This is a genomic window from Type-C symbiont of Plautia stali, assembly GCF_059730935.1.
Genome location: NZ_AP035923.1, coordinates 1,261,101 through 1,276,190 on the forward strand (window position 1 = coordinate 1,261,101; position 15,090 = coordinate 1,276,190).

At 55.5% G+C, this 15,090-nt stretch carries 14 protein-coding genes, 6 tRNA genes and 1 other RNA gene; 7 read left to right on the forward strand and 14 right to left on the reverse strand.

Annotation, left to right across the window (positions count from 1 at the left end):
- Positions 1 to 40: 40 nt before the first annotated feature.
- The 5 genes from ptsI to cysZ form a co-directional block, all read right to left on the reverse strand.
- Complete coding sequence (gene ptsI, locus AC6I7J_RS05700; protein WP_021508081.1) at positions 41 to 1,768, reverse strand: phosphoenolpyruvate-protein phosphotransferase PtsI; 1,728 nt, start codon at positions 1,766 to 1,768, stop codon at positions 41 to 43.
- A gap of 159 nt (positions 1,769 to 1,927) precedes the next feature.
- Positions 1,928 to 2,185, reverse strand: a complete 258-nt coding sequence (gene ptsH / locus AC6I7J_RS05705) for a phosphocarrier protein Hpr (RefSeq protein WP_007889063.1) — start codon at positions 2,183 to 2,185, stop codon at positions 1,928 to 1,930.
- Between the two features lie 178 nt (positions 2,186 to 2,363).
- Positions 2,364 to 2,558: a hypothetical protein gene (locus tag AC6I7J_RS05710; RefSeq protein WP_021508082.1), complete on the reverse strand. Its 195-nt coding sequence runs from the start codon at positions 2,556 to 2,558 to the stop codon at positions 2,364 to 2,366.
- A gap of 16 nt (positions 2,559 to 2,574) precedes the next feature.
- On the reverse strand, positions 2,575 to 3,546 hold the full coding sequence (cysK, locus tag AC6I7J_RS05715; protein ID WP_058770809.1) for a cysteine synthase A: 972 nt from the start codon (positions 3,544 to 3,546) through the stop codon (positions 2,575 to 2,577).
- 140 nt (positions 3,547 to 3,686) lie between these two features.
- On the reverse strand, positions 3,687 to 4,448 hold the full coding sequence (cysZ, locus tag AC6I7J_RS05720) for a sulfate transporter CysZ (RefSeq protein ID WP_215787463.1): 762 nt from the start codon (positions 4,446 to 4,448) through the stop codon (positions 3,687 to 3,689).
- A gap of 217 nt (positions 4,449 to 4,665) precedes the next feature.
- Here cysZ and zipA point away from each other — a divergent pair, with 217 nt between their 5' ends.
- The 3 genes from zipA to AC6I7J_RS05735 all read left to right on the forward strand — a co-directional run bounded on the left by zipA (position 4,666) and on the right by AC6I7J_RS05735 (position 7,960).
- Positions 4,666 to 5,649 (forward strand): cell division protein ZipA, encoded by a 984-nt coding sequence (gene zipA, locus AC6I7J_RS05725; RefSeq protein WP_058775693.1) that lies wholly within the window; start codon positions 4,666 to 4,668, stop codon positions 5,647 to 5,649.
- Positions 5,650 to 5,721: 72 nt separating this feature from the next.
- Positions 5,722 to 7,740, forward strand: a complete 2,019-nt coding sequence (gene ligA, locus AC6I7J_RS05730; protein WP_058758355.1) for an NAD-dependent DNA ligase LigA — start codon at positions 5,722 to 5,724, stop codon at positions 7,738 to 7,740.
- Between the two features lies 1 nt (position 7,741).
- On the forward strand, positions 7,742 to 7,960 hold the full coding sequence (locus tag AC6I7J_RS05735) for a DUF3820 family protein (protein ID WP_058758356.1): 219 nt from the start codon (positions 7,742 to 7,744) through the stop codon (positions 7,958 to 7,960).
- A 31-nt stretch (positions 7,961 to 7,991) separates the two neighbouring features.
- Here the strand turns inward: AC6I7J_RS05735 and AC6I7J_RS05740 are convergent, their stop codons facing one another.
- Positions 7,992 to 8,993, reverse strand: coding sequence for a bile acid:sodium symporter family protein (locus AC6I7J_RS05740; protein ID WP_021508088.1), 1,002 nt, complete (start codon positions 8,991 to 8,993; stop codon positions 7,992 to 7,994).
- Positions 8,994 to 9,094: 101 nt separating this feature from the next.
- Here AC6I7J_RS05740 and AC6I7J_RS05745 point away from each other — a divergent pair, with 101 nt between their 5' ends.
- Positions 9,095 to 10,015 carry a LysR family transcriptional regulator gene (locus tag AC6I7J_RS05745; protein ID WP_021508089.1) on the forward strand — a complete coding sequence of 307 codons (921 nt, stop codon included), beginning with the start codon at positions 9,095 to 9,097 and terminating at the stop codon, positions 10,013 to 10,015.
- Here AC6I7J_RS05745 and AC6I7J_RS05750 read toward each other — a convergent pair.
- The 6 genes from AC6I7J_RS05750 to AC6I7J_RS05775 all read right to left on the reverse strand — a co-directional run bounded on the left by AC6I7J_RS05750 (position 10,012) and on the right by AC6I7J_RS05775 (position 11,483).
- Positions 10,012 to 10,368: a FlxA-like family protein gene (locus AC6I7J_RS05750; RefSeq protein ID WP_498006958.1), complete on the reverse strand. Its 357-nt coding sequence runs from the start codon at positions 10,366 to 10,368 to the stop codon at positions 10,012 to 10,014. The two genes, AC6I7J_RS05745 and AC6I7J_RS05750, sit on opposite strands and share 4 nt — an antisense overlap.
- A 544-nt stretch (positions 10,369 to 10,912) precedes the next feature.
- Positions 10,913 to 11,049, reverse strand: a non-coding RNA gene (locus AC6I7J_RS05755) — RtT sRNA.
- Positions 11,050 to 11,093: 44 nt separating this feature from the next.
- Positions 11,094 to 11,169 (reverse strand) — tRNA-Lys (locus tag AC6I7J_RS05760).
- Between the two features lie 4 nt (positions 11,170 to 11,173).
- Positions 11,174 to 11,249: transfer RNA gene (locus AC6I7J_RS05765), tRNA-Val, on the reverse strand.
- Positions 11,250 to 11,290: 41 nt separating this feature from the next.
- Positions 11,291 to 11,366 (reverse strand) — tRNA-Val (locus AC6I7J_RS05770).
- A gap of 41 nt (positions 11,367 to 11,407) precedes the next feature.
- Positions 11,408 to 11,483 (reverse strand) — tRNA-Val (locus AC6I7J_RS05775).
- Positions 11,484 to 11,756: 273 nt separating this feature from the next.
- On the opposite strand from AC6I7J_RS05775, the gene gltX reads away from it, so the two are divergent.
- The gene (gltX, locus tag AC6I7J_RS05780) at positions 11,757 to 13,178 is read left to right on the forward strand and encodes a glutamate--tRNA ligase (protein WP_132464861.1); all 1,422 of its coding nucleotides are present in this window, start codon (positions 11,757 to 11,759) and stop codon (positions 13,176 to 13,178) included.
- 83 nt (positions 13,179 to 13,261) lie between these two features.
- Here the strand turns inward: gltX and AC6I7J_RS05785 are convergent, their stop codons facing one another.
- Both AC6I7J_RS05785 and AC6I7J_RS05790 read right to left on the reverse strand, forming a co-directional pair.
- On the reverse strand, positions 13,262 to 13,615 hold the full coding sequence (locus AC6I7J_RS05785; protein ID WP_058758359.1) for a YfeC-like transcriptional regulator: 354 nt from the start codon (positions 13,613 to 13,615) through the stop codon (positions 13,262 to 13,264).
- Positions 13,616 to 13,726: 111 nt separating this feature from the next.
- Positions 13,727 to 14,515 (reverse strand): formate/nitrite transporter family protein, encoded by a 789-nt coding sequence (locus AC6I7J_RS05790; RefSeq protein ID WP_498006959.1) that lies wholly within the window; start codon positions 14,513 to 14,515, stop codon positions 13,727 to 13,729.
- Positions 14,516 to 14,876: 361 nt separating this feature from the next.
- On the opposite strand from AC6I7J_RS05790, the gene AC6I7J_RS05795 reads away from it, so the two are divergent.
- Together AC6I7J_RS05795 and AC6I7J_RS05800 are read left to right on the forward strand one after the other, a co-directional pair.
- Positions 14,877 to 14,952 (forward strand) — tRNA-Ala (locus AC6I7J_RS05795).
- A gap of 44 nt (positions 14,953 to 14,996) precedes the next feature.
- Positions 14,997 to 15,072: transfer RNA gene (locus AC6I7J_RS05800), tRNA-Ala, on the forward strand.
- Positions 15,073 to 15,090 lie beyond the last annotated feature (18 nt).

The window sequence follows — 15,090 nt, forward strand, 5'->3', positions numbered from 1 at the left end:
TCTTCTCCTAAGCAGTAATTTGGGGCCAGCGTCTCGCGGATCAGCAGAGCGTTTTTTCTTTGATGAACTTGTTCACCAGGTTCATCAAATCTTCCGCTGTGGGTTGAGCCAGAGCCTGCTCTGCCAGTGCCTTCGCATCTTCGAAATTGGTATTGCGAATGATCTTCTTGATGCTTGGGATTGAAATGGCACTCATGCTGAATTCGTCCAGCCCCATTCCCAGTAACAGTAGTGTAGCACGTTCATCACCAGCCAGCTCACCACACATGCCGGTCCATTTCCCTTCTGCATGTGATGCGTCGATCACTTGCTTGATGAGGCCCAGTACAGATGGCGTCATTGGGTTATAGAGGTGTGAAATCAAATCATTACCACGATCGACCGCCAGAGTATACTGCGTCAGGTCATTTGTCCCAATACTAAAGAAGTCGACTTCTTTCGCCAGATGGCGGGCAATCACTGCGGAAGCCGGGGTTTCCACCATGATGCCCACTTCAATGGACTCATCAAAGGCTTTACCTTCTTCACGCAGCTGTGCCTTCAGCATCTCCAGCTCAGCCTTCAGGAAGCGCACTTCTTCAACCGAGATGATCATCGGGAACATGATGCGCAGTTTGCCGAAGGAAGACGCACGCAGAATGGCGCGCAGTTGGGCATGCAGAATCTCTTTGCGGTCCATGGCGATACGAATCGCACGCCAGCCGAGGAACGGGTTCTCTTCTTTTGGCAGGTTCATGTACGGCAGATCTTTGTCGCCGCCGATGTCCATGGTACGCACGATCACGGCCTGGGAACCCATCGCTTCCGCCACAGCTTTGTAAGCCTGGAACTGCTCTTCTTCGCTTGGCAGCGAATCGCGGTCCATAAACAGGAATTCAGTACGGTACAGACCTACACCTTCCGCGCCGTTGCGCTCGGCACCGGCGACATCTCGTACGGTACCGATGTTGGCGCACACTTCAACCTGGTGGCCGTCCAGCGTAATCGCTGGCAGATCTTTCAGTTTCGCCAGCTCGTGCTTCTCAGACAGATACTGCGTCTGAATCGCTTTCAGCTCTTCCTGCACGTCGTCGGTCGGATTGACGTAAATCTTGTTGTTCACGCCATCGATAATCAGGAAATCACCGTTTTTCACGGTAGCGGTCACGTTGCCGGTGCCGACAATTGCAGGCAGCTCCAGCGAACGCGCCATGATCGAGGTGTGTGAAGTACGACCACCCAGATCGGTAATAAAGCCCAGCACCTTTTTCAGGTTCAGCTGTGCGGTTTCGGATGGCGTCAGATCTTTCGCCACCAGAATGGATTCGTCAGCAATGGCGCTCAGGTCAACGATATGCAGACCCAGAATGTTCTGCAGCAGACGCTTGCCGATGTCACGTACGTCAGCCGCGCGCTCTTTCAGATATTCGTCGTCGAGCTCTTCCAGCGCTTTTGCCTGGCCTTCAACCACAGAGTGGGCGGCGGCGTCAGCGGTTACGTGATCTTTTTTAATCAGGTCGATGATTTCCTGCTCAAGCTCTTCGTCTTCGAGCAGCATGATGTGACCTTCAAAGATCGCCGCTTTCTCTTCACCGAAGGTTTCACCGGCTTTCACACGGATGGCTTCAAGCTGCCCGGCTGCTTTGCTGCGACCGTCGAGGAAGCGCTGAACTTCCTGCTCAACCTGGTCGTCAGTAATCTTTTTACGGCTGATGACGATCTCGTCTTCCTTCAGCAGCAGTGCTTTGCCGAAAGCGATACCCGGTGATGCTAAAATGCCTGAAATCATAACCCTACCTTTTAATCACGATGGCTCATTGACCCAATGCGTTGCCACTGTCGCGGAGCAGTACTCTAAGGAAGCAATAACGCGGACAGGTTGTCCGCGATCAACATAATTGCACTCAATGGGGCAAAGGAGTCGGTTTAATGGCTTGCCGGAGCGGAATTACTCCAGTTCAGCCATCAGTTTGACCAGATGCTCAACCGCCTGCTGCTCGTCTTCACCTTCTGCAGAAAGCGTAACAACCGTACCCTGAGTCAGACCCAGAGTCTGCAGTTTGAACAGGCTTTTCGCGCTGGCAGATTTGCCGTTAGAAGTAACGGTGATTTCAGACTGGAAAGCCTTTGCTTCTTTCACGAACTGAGCTGCAGGACGGGTATGGAGGCCGTTAGGTGCGGTAATGGTAACTTCTTGCTGGAACATTCTATTTCCCCAACTTTATCAGGTTTGGTGTTATGGATCTAAAGTCTAGCCTGGAGCCGTAACTTTAGCCTGTGTAGGTGCGCTGGTACGGCATCACGCTGACCAACAAATGCGCTTGAATGAAAAAGTCATTTTTTCGATGACGGATCAAAACTGCTGCAATACGTCACTCTGCTGATTATGCCGTGATTCGCCGTTTCACCAAATCAGTAAATCGATTCAGCTTGATCCACTTCAAAGGCAGATTAATTTCAGGCACCGAAATAATTGGCTGCTTAAATACCAGAGCCGCATCACTGAAATCAATCTGCCCGGTGGTAAAAGTGAGATCTGCGCCACAAAAAAGCACCCATTTGGGTGCTTTTTTCATCATTTTCAGACTCTGTCGTTTACTGTTGCAGCTCTTTTTCGGTGAACAGATCGGCAAACAGTGCGGTACTGAGATAGCGTTCGCCGGAAGAGGGCAGAATCACCACAATATTTTTATTGGCGAAGGCTTCATCTTCCTGCAGCTTAAGGGCAGCCGCCACTGCTGCACCGGAAGAGATACCGGCCAGAATGCCTTCCTCTTCCATCAGCTGACGCGCGGTGCTGATCGCTTCTTCATTGGTGATGGCCACCACGCGGTCAATCAGTTTCAGGTCAAGGTTGCCCGGAATAAAACCGGCACCGATGCCCTGAATCTTGTGCGGGCCCGGTTTGATCTCTTCTCCCGCCAGCGCCTGCGCGATGACCGGGGAATCTGTAGGCTCAACGGCCACGGTGATCAAATCCTGCTTGCCTTTGGTGTTCTTGATGTAGCGGCTCACGCCGGTCAGCGTACCGCCGGTGCCCACGCCGGCAATGAAAACGTCTACGGCGCCGTCAGTGTCTTCCCAGATCTCCGGGCCAGTAGTCTTTTCGTGAATTTCCGGGTTGGCCGGGTTGCTGAACTGCTGCAGCAGCACATATTTGTCCGGATCGCTGGCAACAATCTCTTCTGCCCTGGCGATGGCACCCTTCATGCCTTTTGGCCCTTCGGTCAGCACCAGATTGGCGCCCAGCGCTTTCAGCAGCTTGCGGCGTTCAATCGACATGGTCTCAGGCATGGTCAGCGTCAGCTTGTAGCCGCGCGCAGCGGCGACATAGGCCAGCGCAATGCCGGTGTTGCCGCTGGTTGGCTCTACCAGCTCAACGCCCGGTTTCAGAATACCGCGTTTTTCTGCGTCCCAAATCATATTGGCACCGATACGGCATTTAACGCTGAAGCTCGGGTTACGCGACTCGACCTTCGCCAGAATGCGTCCATTACCGATGCGGTTCAGTCGAACCAGCGGCGTATGACCAATTGTCAGAGAGTTGTCTTCATAGATCTTACTCATAGCCCGTCCTTAACTGTATGAAATATTGGGAACCCTCAGAGCATACCTGTTCTGACCCCCGGCGGAAGGAAAGAAATCGTATATCTATATAGCCTGCGACCATAAGCCTGATGCAAAAATGCATAAGGCTTTTTGATGCATTATAGATGACGCGCATGCTGGCTGCGGTAGCGATCGACCCACATGGCGGTCGCGCCACATACCGCGACCGGCATGATGGCGAGATTGAGGATCGGAATCATGGTGAACAGACTGACCAGCGCGCCAAACTGCATATTGGCGGTTTTATGCTGACGCAGCGCGTTACGCATCTGAGGAAAACTGACTTTGTGGTTGTCGAACGGATAGTCGCAATACTGTATCGATAGCATCCAGGCGCTAAACAGAAACCACAACACCGGCGCCACGGTCTGGCCAAAGCCGGGGATAAAATAGAGCAGCAGCAGGCCCAGCGCGCGCGGCAAATAGTAGCCGAGCTTCTGTAACTCGCGCTTCATGATGCGCGGGATGTCTTTCATCATGCCGAGCCAGCCACTGTCCGGCAGGGGTTTTCCGGTCAGACGTCCTTCCAGCTGCTCCGCCAGCAGGCCGCAAAACGGCGCGGCAATCCAGTTGGCGATGGTGGAGAAGAAATAGCTGAATACCAGCACAATCGAAATCACCGCCAGTGGCCACAGCAGATAGCTCAGCCACTGCAGCCAGTCCGGCACGTGCGACATCAGCCGGGGAATCCACTGGCCGAGGCGCTGAAACAGCCAGATAAACGCACCGCCCAGCAGCACAATGTTCACCAGCAGCGGGATGATGACGTAGCGGCGGATACCGGGCAGACGCACCAGTTTCCAGCCCTGGGCAAAATAATGAATACCATTCATGGATGAGACCGAATTCTCAGCGGGCATAGCGAGCCTTTCTCCTTTATGTAGCGGCGCCAACATCATAACCTGGCTTTTTATCGGTGACAGGCGCACTTTGCGCGAAAAAACAGCAAAAAAGCGTGGGGCAGCTATCTTATTTGTCAGAAAATACTGCACAGACTTGCACTTGTGTAGCTGGGCAAATACAGTTAGAGGATAAAGTTTGCCGTGGTGGCAAGGTATTGGAACAACAGAGAATACAATGATGCAGGATTTGCGTCTGATATTAATCGTTGTTGGCGCGATCGCCATAATAGCGCTGCTTCTTCACGGACTGTGGACCAGCCGTAAAGAGCGCTCTTCCGTGTTTCGCGATCGCCCGCACAAACGTCTGAAACAGCGTGAAGAAGCGGATGACGATGATCTGCTGAACAGCGAAGACGATGGCGTCGGCGAAGTACGCGTGCGTCGTCAGCGTGATGCCGAAGACGAGCCGCAGTTCGATGCGCCGGTCACCAAACCTGCTGCTCCGCGTGCGCCGGAACCGGTGCGTCAGCCGTTTCCACGCCAGGAAACGCCGTTAAGCGGCGATCCGCTGCTGGACGATGAGCCGGTACGTCAGCCTGCACCTGCGCCACAACCGCAGGCGCCGGTGGCGCAGCCCGTGCCACAGCCACAACCGATTCAGGCCGATCCGCTGCTGGATAATGAACCGCTGTCCGCCACCCAGCCGGCCCCGGAGTTTACCGCCGCCGAGCCGGAGGTTAAACAACCTGAACCTGCACCTGTGCAGGAAGCTGCACCGCAACCGCAGCCCGCTGCGCCGGGCAGTAAAAAAGAAGCGGTACTGGTGTTGCACGTTGCCGCGCATGCCGGTGGCGCACTGAACGGTGAAGCGCTGCTGCAGGGCATTCTGCAGGCCGGCTTCCAGTTTGGTGAAATGAACATTTTCCATCGCCATCTCAGCCCGGCCGGCAGCGGTCCGGTGCTGTTCAGCCTGGCAAACATGGTCAAACCGGGTTCGTTCAATCCGGATGAAATGGGCGATTTCACCACGCCGGGCGTCTCAATCTTTATGATGGTGCCGTCCTACGGTGACGCCAATCAGAACTTTAAGCTGATGCTGCAATCGGCACAGCGCATCGCCGATGATGTCGGTGGCGTGGTGCTGGATGATGAGCGTCGCATGATGACACCACAAAAGCTGGAAACCTATAAAGCACGCATCCGCGAGGTTATTGGCTAAGCGCCGCCAGCAGTATCACCCTTTAACTAAATAACCCCCGCTTGCCGGGGGTTTTTTATCGGACGAGAGAATATGACATCGGTTCAGGAGCAGATCACCGCGCTGCGCACCACGTTACGCCACCACGAATACCTCTATCACGTGATGGATACGCCGGAAATCCCGGATGCAGAATATGACCGATTGATGCGCGAACTGCGTGAGCTGGAGAGCGCGCATCCCGATTTAATCACCCCGGATTCTCCCACCCAGCGCGTGGGCGCGGCACCGCTTGCCACCTTTGAACAGGTGCGCCACGAAGTGCCGATGCTGTCGCTTGATAACACCTTTGATGAAGCCGGATTTCTTGCCTTCAATAAGCGCGTGCAGGATCGCCTGAAAAGCACTGACGATCTCACCTATTGCTGTGAGCTGAAGCTGGATGGTCTGGCGGTAAGTTTACTGTATGAAAACGGCCTGCTGGTGCGTGCCGCCACGCGCGGCGATGGCACCACCGGCGAAAACATCACGGCGAACGTGCGCACCATTCACGCCATTCCGCTGCGCCTGCACGGCGACAATATTCCGGCGCGGGTAGAAGTGCGCGGCGAAGTGTTCATGACTGAAAGCGGCTTTGAGAAGTTGAATGAGGAAGCGCGACGCACCGGCGGCAAAGTGTTCGCCAACCCGCGTAATGCGGCAGCCGGCTCGCTGCGCCAGCTCGATCCGCGTATCACCGCGAAACGTCCGCTGACCTTCTTCTGCTACGGCTTTGGCCTGCTGGAGGGCGGCGAAATGCCTGCCAGCCACTGGCAGCGTCTGCAACAGTTTAAGGCCTGGGGATTACCGGTCAGCGATCGGATTCGCCTGGTGCACACCGCGGATGAAGTGCTGGCATTTTATCGTCAGGTTGAGCAGGACCGTCCGTCACTCGGCTTTGATATTGACGGCGTGGTGATCAAAGTCGACTCGCAGGCGCTGCAGGAGCAGCTGGGCTTTGTGGCGCGCGCACCGCGCTGGGCGGTGGCATTCAAGTTCCCGGCGCAGGAGCAGATGACGGTGGTGCGCGACGTCGAGTTTCAGGTCGGACGTACCGGGGCGATTACGCCGGTGGCGCGCCTCGAACCGGTGCAGGTCGCGGGCGTGATAGTCAGTAATGCGACGCTGCACAACGCCGATGAAATCGCCCGGCTGGGGCTGCGTATCGGTGACAAAGTGGTGATTCGTCGCGCCGGTGACGTGATTCCGCAGGTGGTCAACGTGGTGGAATCCGAACGTCCGGCGGATGCGCGCGAGATTGTGTTCCCCAGCCACTGTCCGGTGTGCGGCTCTGACGTAGAGCGTGTGGAAGGCGAAGCCGTAACGCGCTGTACCGGCGGGCTGATTTGCGGCGCGCAGCGTAAAGAAGCGCTGAAGCACTTTGTCTCACGCCGTGCGATGGACGTGGACGGCATGGGCGATAAAATCATCGACCAGCTGGTGGAAAAAGAGTACGTCAAAACCCCGGCCGACCTGTTCCGTCTCACCGCTGGCAAGCTGACCGGACTGGACCGCATGGGGCCCAAATCGGCGCAAAACGTGGTGGACGCGCTGGAAAAAGCCAAATTCACTACATTGCCGCGCTTCCTGTATGCGCTCGGCATCCGCGAAGTGGGTGAGGCGACGGCGGCCAACCTGGCGAACCACTTTGGCGAGCTGGAAAAGGTCATGAACGCCGATCTCGATGCGCTAATCGCGGTACAGGACGTCGGCAAAGTGGTGGCAGCGCACGTGCGCAACTTCATGGAAGAGGAGAGTAACCGTGAAGTGATCCGCCAGCTGACGGAGGAGGTGGGCGTGCACTGGCCGGCGGTGGTGGTGGTCAAAGCCGAAGAGATCGACAGCCCGTTCGCCGGAAAAACCGTGGTACTGACTGGCTCGCTGTCGCAGATGAACCGTGACGATGCCAAAGCGCGGCTGACGGCGCTGGGAGCCAAAGTTAGCGGCAGCGTATCGAAAAAAACCGATTTGCTGATCGCCGGTGAGGCCGCCGGTTCCAAGCTGGCAAAAGCGCAGGAGCTGGGGATTGCGGTGATCGATGAAGCCGAAATGATTCGCTTACTGGGCGCCTGAGATGGATAAGCAGCAGCTGGTTGACATTGCCAATACCGCGATGCCGTTTGGCAAATACAAAGGGCGGATGCTGATCGATGTGCCGGAAGAGTATCTGCTGTGGTTTGCGCGTAAAAATGAGTTTCCCGCCGGCAAACTGGGTGAGCTGATGCAGCTGACGCTGGCGATCAAAATCGAAGGCTTACAGGGCTTAGTTAAACCGCTCAAGCGCAGTGAATAAGTGACAGGCCCGCAATTGCGGGCCTGATGTTTTATGACTTCTGCGCTTCAATCTGTTGCTTCGCCAGCTTCTTCTCATTGCCGGCTTTATAGCGCTGGGCAATGAACGAGCACACCATCAGCTGGACCTGATGGAAGATCATCAGCGGCAGGACAATAATCCCCACTGCGCTGGCCGGGAACAGAATGTTAGCCATCGGCACGCCGTTTGCCAGGCTCTTTTTCGAGCCACAAAACAGCACCACAATCTCATCCGCACGGCTAAAGCCAAACAGCCGGGAAGCGCCAAGGTTGATGGCCAGTGCGACGAACAGAATCAGCAGGCTGCCAGCCAGAATCCACAGCAGGGTATCAACACCGACGCGGTGCCAGATGCCGTTAACTACCGCTTCACTGAACGCCGAATAGACCACCAGCAGAATCGAGGTTTGATCGGTTTTGCCAATCAGGCTGCGATGCTTCTCCACCCAGCCACCAATCCAGCGGCGTGCCAGGTGGCCCAGCACAAAGGGCACCAGCAGCTGCAGCATGATTTTACCAATCTGCTCCAGACCGTTGCCCGGCGCATCGCTGTGCACATTCATCACCAGGTTAACCAGCAGCGGCGAAATAAAGACGCCCAGCAGACTGGAGGCGGAGGCAGCACACACCGCCGCGGCAACGTTACCGCCCGCCATGGAGGTGAAAGCAATCGCGGACTGCACCGTCGCCGGCAGGATACACAGGTAGAGGAAACCGGTGTAAATCTCCGCGCCGACGTTAACCGGATGCCACCACACCAGCAGCAGGCCAAGGATCGGGAAAATGACGAAGGTACTGCACATAATCCACAGATGCAGCCGCCAGTGGCTGCTGCCGGCGATGATCTTCTCACGCGACAGTTTGGCACCGTGCATGAAGAACAGCAGGGCGATGGCCGCGGTGGTCAGATATTCGAAGAAATCGACAAACCCGCCTTTGGCTGGGAAGAAGCTGGCCAGCAGCACGGTGATGATGAGTTTGACCATCATCGGATCAAGTCGTAAAAAGCCCATTGTTACAATCCGGTTAAATGTAATAAATGATGCTGCTGATTGTGCGTCAGTCGCGTTTAGAAATAAAATTGATTTATTGCATTAATCTATGAGCGTAATCGATGAATTACACCTTACGACAGTTGCGCACCTTTGTGGCGGTGGCGCAGCACGGCAGTTTCAGCCAGGCAGGGCAGGCGATTGGGCTGAGCCAGTCGGCTGTTAGTCATAGCATTAAAGAGCTGGAAGCGGAGATGGGCGTACGGCTGCTGGATCGCACCACGCGCGAGGTGTTACTGAGTGAAGCCGGACAGCAACTGGCAACGCGGCTGGAACGACTGCTGGAGGAGCTCAATACCACGCTGCTCGATGTGCGCAGCTATGGCGAGCAGCGCAGCGGCACGGTGCGCGTGGCGGCCAGTCAGACGCCCTCGGCGCATCTGATGCCGCAATGTCTGGCCAGCAGCCAGCTGCGTTACCCCGACATTCGGGTGATTCTGCACGATCGCGTGCAGCAGTGGGTATTGCAGAGCGTGCGCAATGCGGAAGTCGATTTTGGCATCGTCATCGGTCCGCTGCAGGATGCGGATTTCGATAGCGAGGAGATTCTGCAGGAGCCGTTTTTACTGTTGTGCCATCAGGATGATGCGCTGGCGCAGGTGCCGCAGGCCCAGTGGTCAATGCTGGCTGGTCGCGCTATGGTGCTGCAGGATTACGCGTCGGGCAGCCGATTGCTGGTCGATGCCGCATTGCAGCGGCTGGCGCTGAACGTGCAGGTGGTACAGGAGATTGGCCATCCGGCCACGCTTTATCCGATGGTGGAAGCGGGCATTGGCATCAGTATCTTACCGGCACTGGCGCTGCCGCTGCCGTCCGGACGTAAGCTGACGGTGCGCCGGCTCTATCCGGAGATCAATCGCAGCCTGATGCTGATTAAACGCAAAAACCGGTCACTTACGCCGGCAGCGGAGGCTATCTGGCAGGAAGTGCGTCAGCAGGCGGCGCTGCTGACGCAGGATCGCGCGCTTAATCCGGCGTTTTAAACATAAACGTCAAGTTGGTTGCTGTCGGTTGGGCGGTTGATGCCATCCGCTTTCACTGCAGTAACCTCCTGTTTCTCCTGCTTCTGCTCCGCTTTCTCCTTTTCCTGCTTCTGCAACTGCTGGATTTGCGCCTGCAGCAGCTGAATCTGCGCGTTAATCGTCTCCTGCTTATCCTTTCTTTGCTTCTCGGTCAGGCTTTTGTCCTTCGCGATGTCTTTCAGTTCATCGTTCAGGCTGGCGATTTGTTTGGTCAGGCTGGCGATTTTCGAGGCGCTATCGCTACTGCCGGATGCGCTTCCGGAGCCGGAAGTACTGCTGTTGCCAATATTGGTATTGGTCGAAATGGTGGTCATAACGTTCTCCTTGCAAATGTGCCCTTTCGTTATCGGAACGCAGCCGCTGCGGCTTGAGGGTGAGAGGTGTTAAATTTGCGAAAAGGTTTCGTCAGGAACGAGGGCGGAAGGGGATAGAGCGGGCACGGCCTCAGGCAGAGCGGGTTCTTTCTTCACAGTTGAAGCAAAAAAGCGCCCTAGAATGTAAGAGCGGTCAGATATGGCAACCGCAAGTCGCACACCATTTGTAGCGGCGCGATTCATCGCGCAATAAATTGCGCCGCTACCACATGTGCAACTTTGATTGAATGCAGTTTCAGCTTAACTGGCAGTCTTGGGGGTGGGATGTGAAGAAACGAAAAAAGCGCCCTGATGGCGTAAGGGCAACCAGGTAAGGCAACCGCAAATCGCACACCATTTGTAGCGGCGCGATTCATCGCGCAATAAATTGCGCCGCTACCAAACGTGCAAACGTGGTTGAATGCAGTTGCAGCTTAGCTGGTAGCCTGGGAAGTGGGATGTAAAGAAACGAAAAAAGCGCCCTGAGGGCGCTTTTTCCTGAATTTGGTGGGTCGTGCAGGATATGCCTCGGCCCATCCGGGGCCTCGCCCTGCGGGTGATGCTGGCGCATCAGCCTGAATCGCTCCCGGCGATTCAGTCGAACCTGCAGCAGGTTCTCATCCTGCACGTTCAGCATCGGCACACAGAAACGAAAAAAGCGCCCAAAGGGCGCTCTTTTCTGAATTTGGTGGGTCGTGCAGGATTCGAACCTGCGACCAATTGATTAAAAGTCAACTGCTCTACCAACTGAGCTAACGACCCGAAGTGGTGGGTGATGACGGGCTCGAACCGCCGACCCCCTCCTTGTAAGGGAGATGCTCTACCAACTGAGCTAATCACCCACTTCGGTACTGCTTAACAAGAGTGTCATCTGACTAAGATATGGTGGGTGATGACGGGCTCGAACCGCCGACCCCCTCCTTGTAAGGGAGATGCTCTACCAACTGAGCTAATCACCCATATCTTATCTCTTGTTCACTGCGGGCCATCTCATTAAGAGTGGTGGGTGATGACGGGCTCGAACCGCCGACCCCCTCCTTGTAAGGGAGATGCTCTACCAACTGAGCTAATCACCCCCGCTGTGTGGAGTCGCATTATAGGGATCCTTCGAAGTGAGTCAACGCTTTTTAAAACATAAATGTGCGTTCGCTTTAAATTTAGACATCATGCAGCGCTTTTAGCCAATGTGCTGGTTTTATTAGCAGAAAAACGCACTTCTGCCCGCGCCGCCAGCGTGACAGTGATTGAGGAATCAGCCTCACCTGCTAGAATATGCGCACTGTTTTTCCGCGTTAACCCGTTTTTTTGTCATCCAGACAACGAAACCTGCGCATTTAAGGCAATGCTGAATGAAAATCAAAACTCGCTTCGCACCCAGCCCGACGGGCTACCTGCACGTCGGTGGTGCGCGTACTGCGCTTTACTCATGGCTTTATGCTCGCCATAACCAGGGCGAATTCGTCCTGCGTATCGAAGATACCGACCTGGAGCGCTCCACGCCGGAAGCGATCGAAGCCATTATGGATGGGATGAACTGGCTGAATCTCGACTGGGATGAGGGCCCGTACTACCAGACCAAACGTTTCGACCGTTATAACGACGTTATCGACGAAATGCTGGAAGCCGGTACTGCTTATAAATGCTATTGCTCGAAAGAGCGTCTGGACGCGCTGCGTGAAGAGCAGATGGAAAAAGGCGAGAAGCCCCGTTATGACGGCCGCTGCCGCGACAGCCATGAACATCATGCTGCCGATGAGCCGTGCGTGGTGCGCTTCCGTAACCCGCAGGACGGTTCGGTGATTTTTGACGATCAGATTCGTGGTCCGATCGAATTCAGCAACCAGGAACTGGATGATCTGATCATCCGCCGTACCGACGGTTCACCGACCTACAACTTCTGCGTGGTGGTCGACGACTGGGATATGGGCATCACGCACGTTATTCGTGGTGAAGACCATATCAACAACACGCCGCGTCAGATCAACATCCTGAAAGCGATTGGTGCGGAAGTGCCAACCTACGCGCACGTATCCATGATCCTTGGCGATGACGGTAAAAAGCTGTCCAAGCGTCACGGCGCAGTGGGCGTCATGCAGTATCGCGACGACGGCTACCTGCCGGAAGCGCTGCTTAATTATCTGGTGCGCCTCGGCTGGTCACATGGCGATCAGGAAATTTTCAGCGTGGCGGAAATGACTGAACTGTTCACCCTTGATGCGGTGAGCAAATCGGCCAGCGCCTTCAACACCGAGAAACTGCAGTGGCTCAACCACCACTACATTAATACGCTGCCGCCGGAATATGTCGCGACCCAGTTGCAGTGGCACATTGAGCAGCAGAATATCGATACCCGCACCGGACCGGAGCTGGCGAAGCTGGTGACGCTGCTGGGTGAGCGCTGCAAAACGCTGGTCGAAATCGCCGCGTCCTGCCGCTACTTCTATGAAGAGTTTGACGCGTTTGATGCGGACGCAGCGAAAAAGCATCTGCGTCCGGTGGCGCGTCAGCCGCTGGAAGTGGTGCGCGACAAGCTGGCGGCCATCAGCGACAGCGACTGGAATGCGGAAAACGTGCATAACGCCATTCAGGCTGCTGCGGATGAACTTGAGCTCGGCATGGGCAAAGTCGGTATGCCGCTGCGCGTTGCCGTAACCGGTGCCGGTCAGTCGCCTGGGCTCGACGTGACGGTGGAAGCCATCGGCCGCAGCCGCAGCGTGGCGCGTATCGAAAAAGCGCTGGCGTTCATCGCGGAGCGTGAAGCACAGGCCTGATTGAGCTGAACAGCGGCCTGTCAGGCTGCTGTGATGAGGCAGGCAACAAAAAAGCCGGAAGCATCTCACTGCTTCCGGCTTTTCTATTCTTCCTGGATTCCTAACCGCTGTAATACGCCCCTGATCCCTTCCCGCAATAACAGCGCCGCCAGTTGTTCCTGTTCGGTGGCCGTCATTTGCTGGACAGAATTTATTAATAACGCAGGTAACGTATTTTGCTGAGCGCCGTAATTCGCCGCCGGTTCGTTTGCATGGCGGGTGGACTGAATGAAGCTTTTGACACGCTCATCAATGTGGATTAATCGCGCCTTACCGCCCTGTACACCGGGCTTGGGCGTGGTCGTCCAGTTTTCACGCTTGATCCATTTATTCACCGTCTGCCGACTGTAGCCCGTTTCCAGCGCGAGCTCTTCGGGAGTGAGCCATTCCTTTTTCACGATGCTGTCCCTGTTAAATACATTAGCTCTACATATTACAACAAAACGTTACGGGGAAAAGTAATCAAGGCAGAAAATGCCTTTTGCTGTGCGACAAAAGGCAAAATCGGTTTACTGCGCTTCGCTGACCGCCGCCTGTGCCGGACGGAAGGCGAGGAAATAGGTGAGGCCGACAAAGATCGCACCGCCCACACCATTGCCTAAAAATACCGCAACCACGTTAGGTGCAAATTCTGCCCAGCTCATCTGACCGGCAAAAATTGCGGCAGGCACGATAAACATGTTGGCCACCACGTGCTGGAAACCGATTGCCACGAAGGCCATCACCGGGAACCACATGCCGAAGATCTTGCCGACCATATCTTTACTGGCGAAGGCCAGCCACACCGCCAGACACACCAGCCAGTTGCAGCCGATGCCGGAGATGAACGCGTGCATGAAATCGGCGTTCACTTTGGCATGGGCGATCGCCACGGTTTTCTTCAGATAGTCGCCTTCGGTCATGCCGAGCAGATGGCCGAAGAACCATGCTACCGCAACGCTGCCAATAAAATTGGCGATGGTGACCCAAAACCAGTTACGCATCACGCTGAAACCGCTAATGCGGCGCGCGAACCAGGCAATGGGCAGCGTCATCATGTTGCCGGTCAGCAGTTCGCCACCCGCCAGCACGGTCAGAATCAGTCCGACCGGGAATACCGCCGCACCGAGGAAGCCGGCAAACGAGCCCCATTCAGCAGGCAGCTGGTTAATAACGTGCAGATCGAGCAGGAAGCCGGTCGCGATAAACGCGCCAGCCATAAAGCCAAGAATTAATAAGGTGGAAACCGGCAGACGGCTTTTAGCCACGCCGGCCTGAATCGCCAGTTGCGCGATCTCTTTAGGTGTATGCAGCGACATAGTTCACTTTTCTTTTATTAAACAAGGAGGACGTGCTGGCCGGTTAGCGAGTGAATACCCTGGACGGCTAACCGGTTAATTAGCGCGCTAAGTTTTACACGCACCATTAACGAAAACAAGCCTGACGCTAACATCTTTAACCTAAAGTTAACCTCGGCGTGGTGCACCGTTGAGGCGGCGTTGAGATAACTGCTGAGGGCAGGGATGACGAGTACGCGCTGCGCTGAAAAAAAAGCCACGGCGACACAGGGTTGCCGCCTTTTTCAGCGATCGCACGCAGAACGAGAATTTGCCGTTGACACTCAAACAGCGGTCTCATATTATGCCGTCCGTCGAGGTAACTCGGCGGTTTTTTCGGTACGGGGCTATAGCTCAGCTGGGAGAGCGCTTGCATGGCATGCAAGAGGTCAGCGGTTCGATCCCGCTTAGCTCCACCAAACCGCTCCCAACGGTTTGCACTGAAAAAACGAATTCCAGATGTGGGGGTATAGCTCAGCTGGGAGAGCGCTTGCATGGCATGCAAGAGGTCAGCGGTTCGATCCCGCTTATCTCCACCAATTCTCTGTTCGTTCAGA

Coding starts and splice junctions, on each gene's coding strand:
- ligA (WP_058758355.1), top strand. CDS start 5,722: ATGACATCGGTTCAGGAGCAGATCACCGCGCTGCGCACCACGTTACGC.
- cysK (WP_058770809.1), bottom strand. CDS start 3,546: ATGAGTAAGATCTATGAAGACAACTCTCTGACAATTGGTCATACGCCG.
- ptsI (WP_021508081.1), bottom strand. CDS start 1,768: ATGATTTCAGGCATTTTAGCATCACCGGGTATCGCTTTCGGCAAAGCA.
- gltX (WP_132464861.1), top strand. CDS start 11,757: ATGAAAATCAAAACTCGCTTCGCACCCAGCCCGACGGGCTACCTGCAC.
- ptsH (WP_007889063.1), bottom strand. CDS start 2,185: ATGTTCCAGCAAGAAGTTACCATTACCGCACCTAACGGCCTCCATACC.
- AC6I7J_RS05740 (WP_021508088.1), bottom strand. CDS start 8,993: ATGGGCTTTTTACGACTTGATCCGATGATGGTCAAACTCATCATCACC.
- zipA (WP_058775693.1), top strand. CDS start 4,666: ATGATGCAGGATTTGCGTCTGATATTAATCGTTGTTGGCGCGATCGCC.
- AC6I7J_RS05790 (WP_498006959.1), bottom strand. CDS start 14,515: ATGTCGCTGCATACACCTAAAGAGATCGCGCAACTGGCGATTCAGGCC.
- AC6I7J_RS05745 (WP_021508089.1), top strand. CDS start 9,095: ATGAATTACACCTTACGACAGTTGCGCACCTTTGTGGCGGTGGCGCAG.
- AC6I7J_RS05750 (WP_498006958.1), bottom strand. CDS start 10,368: ATGACCACCATTTCGACCAATACCAATATTGGCAACAGCAGTACTTCC.
- cysZ (WP_215787463.1), bottom strand. CDS start 4,448: ATGCCCGCTGAGAATTCGGTCTCATCCATGAATGGTATTCATTATTTT.
- AC6I7J_RS05735 (WP_058758356.1), top strand. CDS start 7,742: ATGGATAAGCAGCAGCTGGTTGACATTGCCAATACCGCGATGCCGTTT.
- AC6I7J_RS05710 (WP_021508082.1), bottom strand. CDS start 2,558: ATGATGAAAAAAGCACCCAAATGGGTGCTTTTTTGTGGCGCAGATCTC.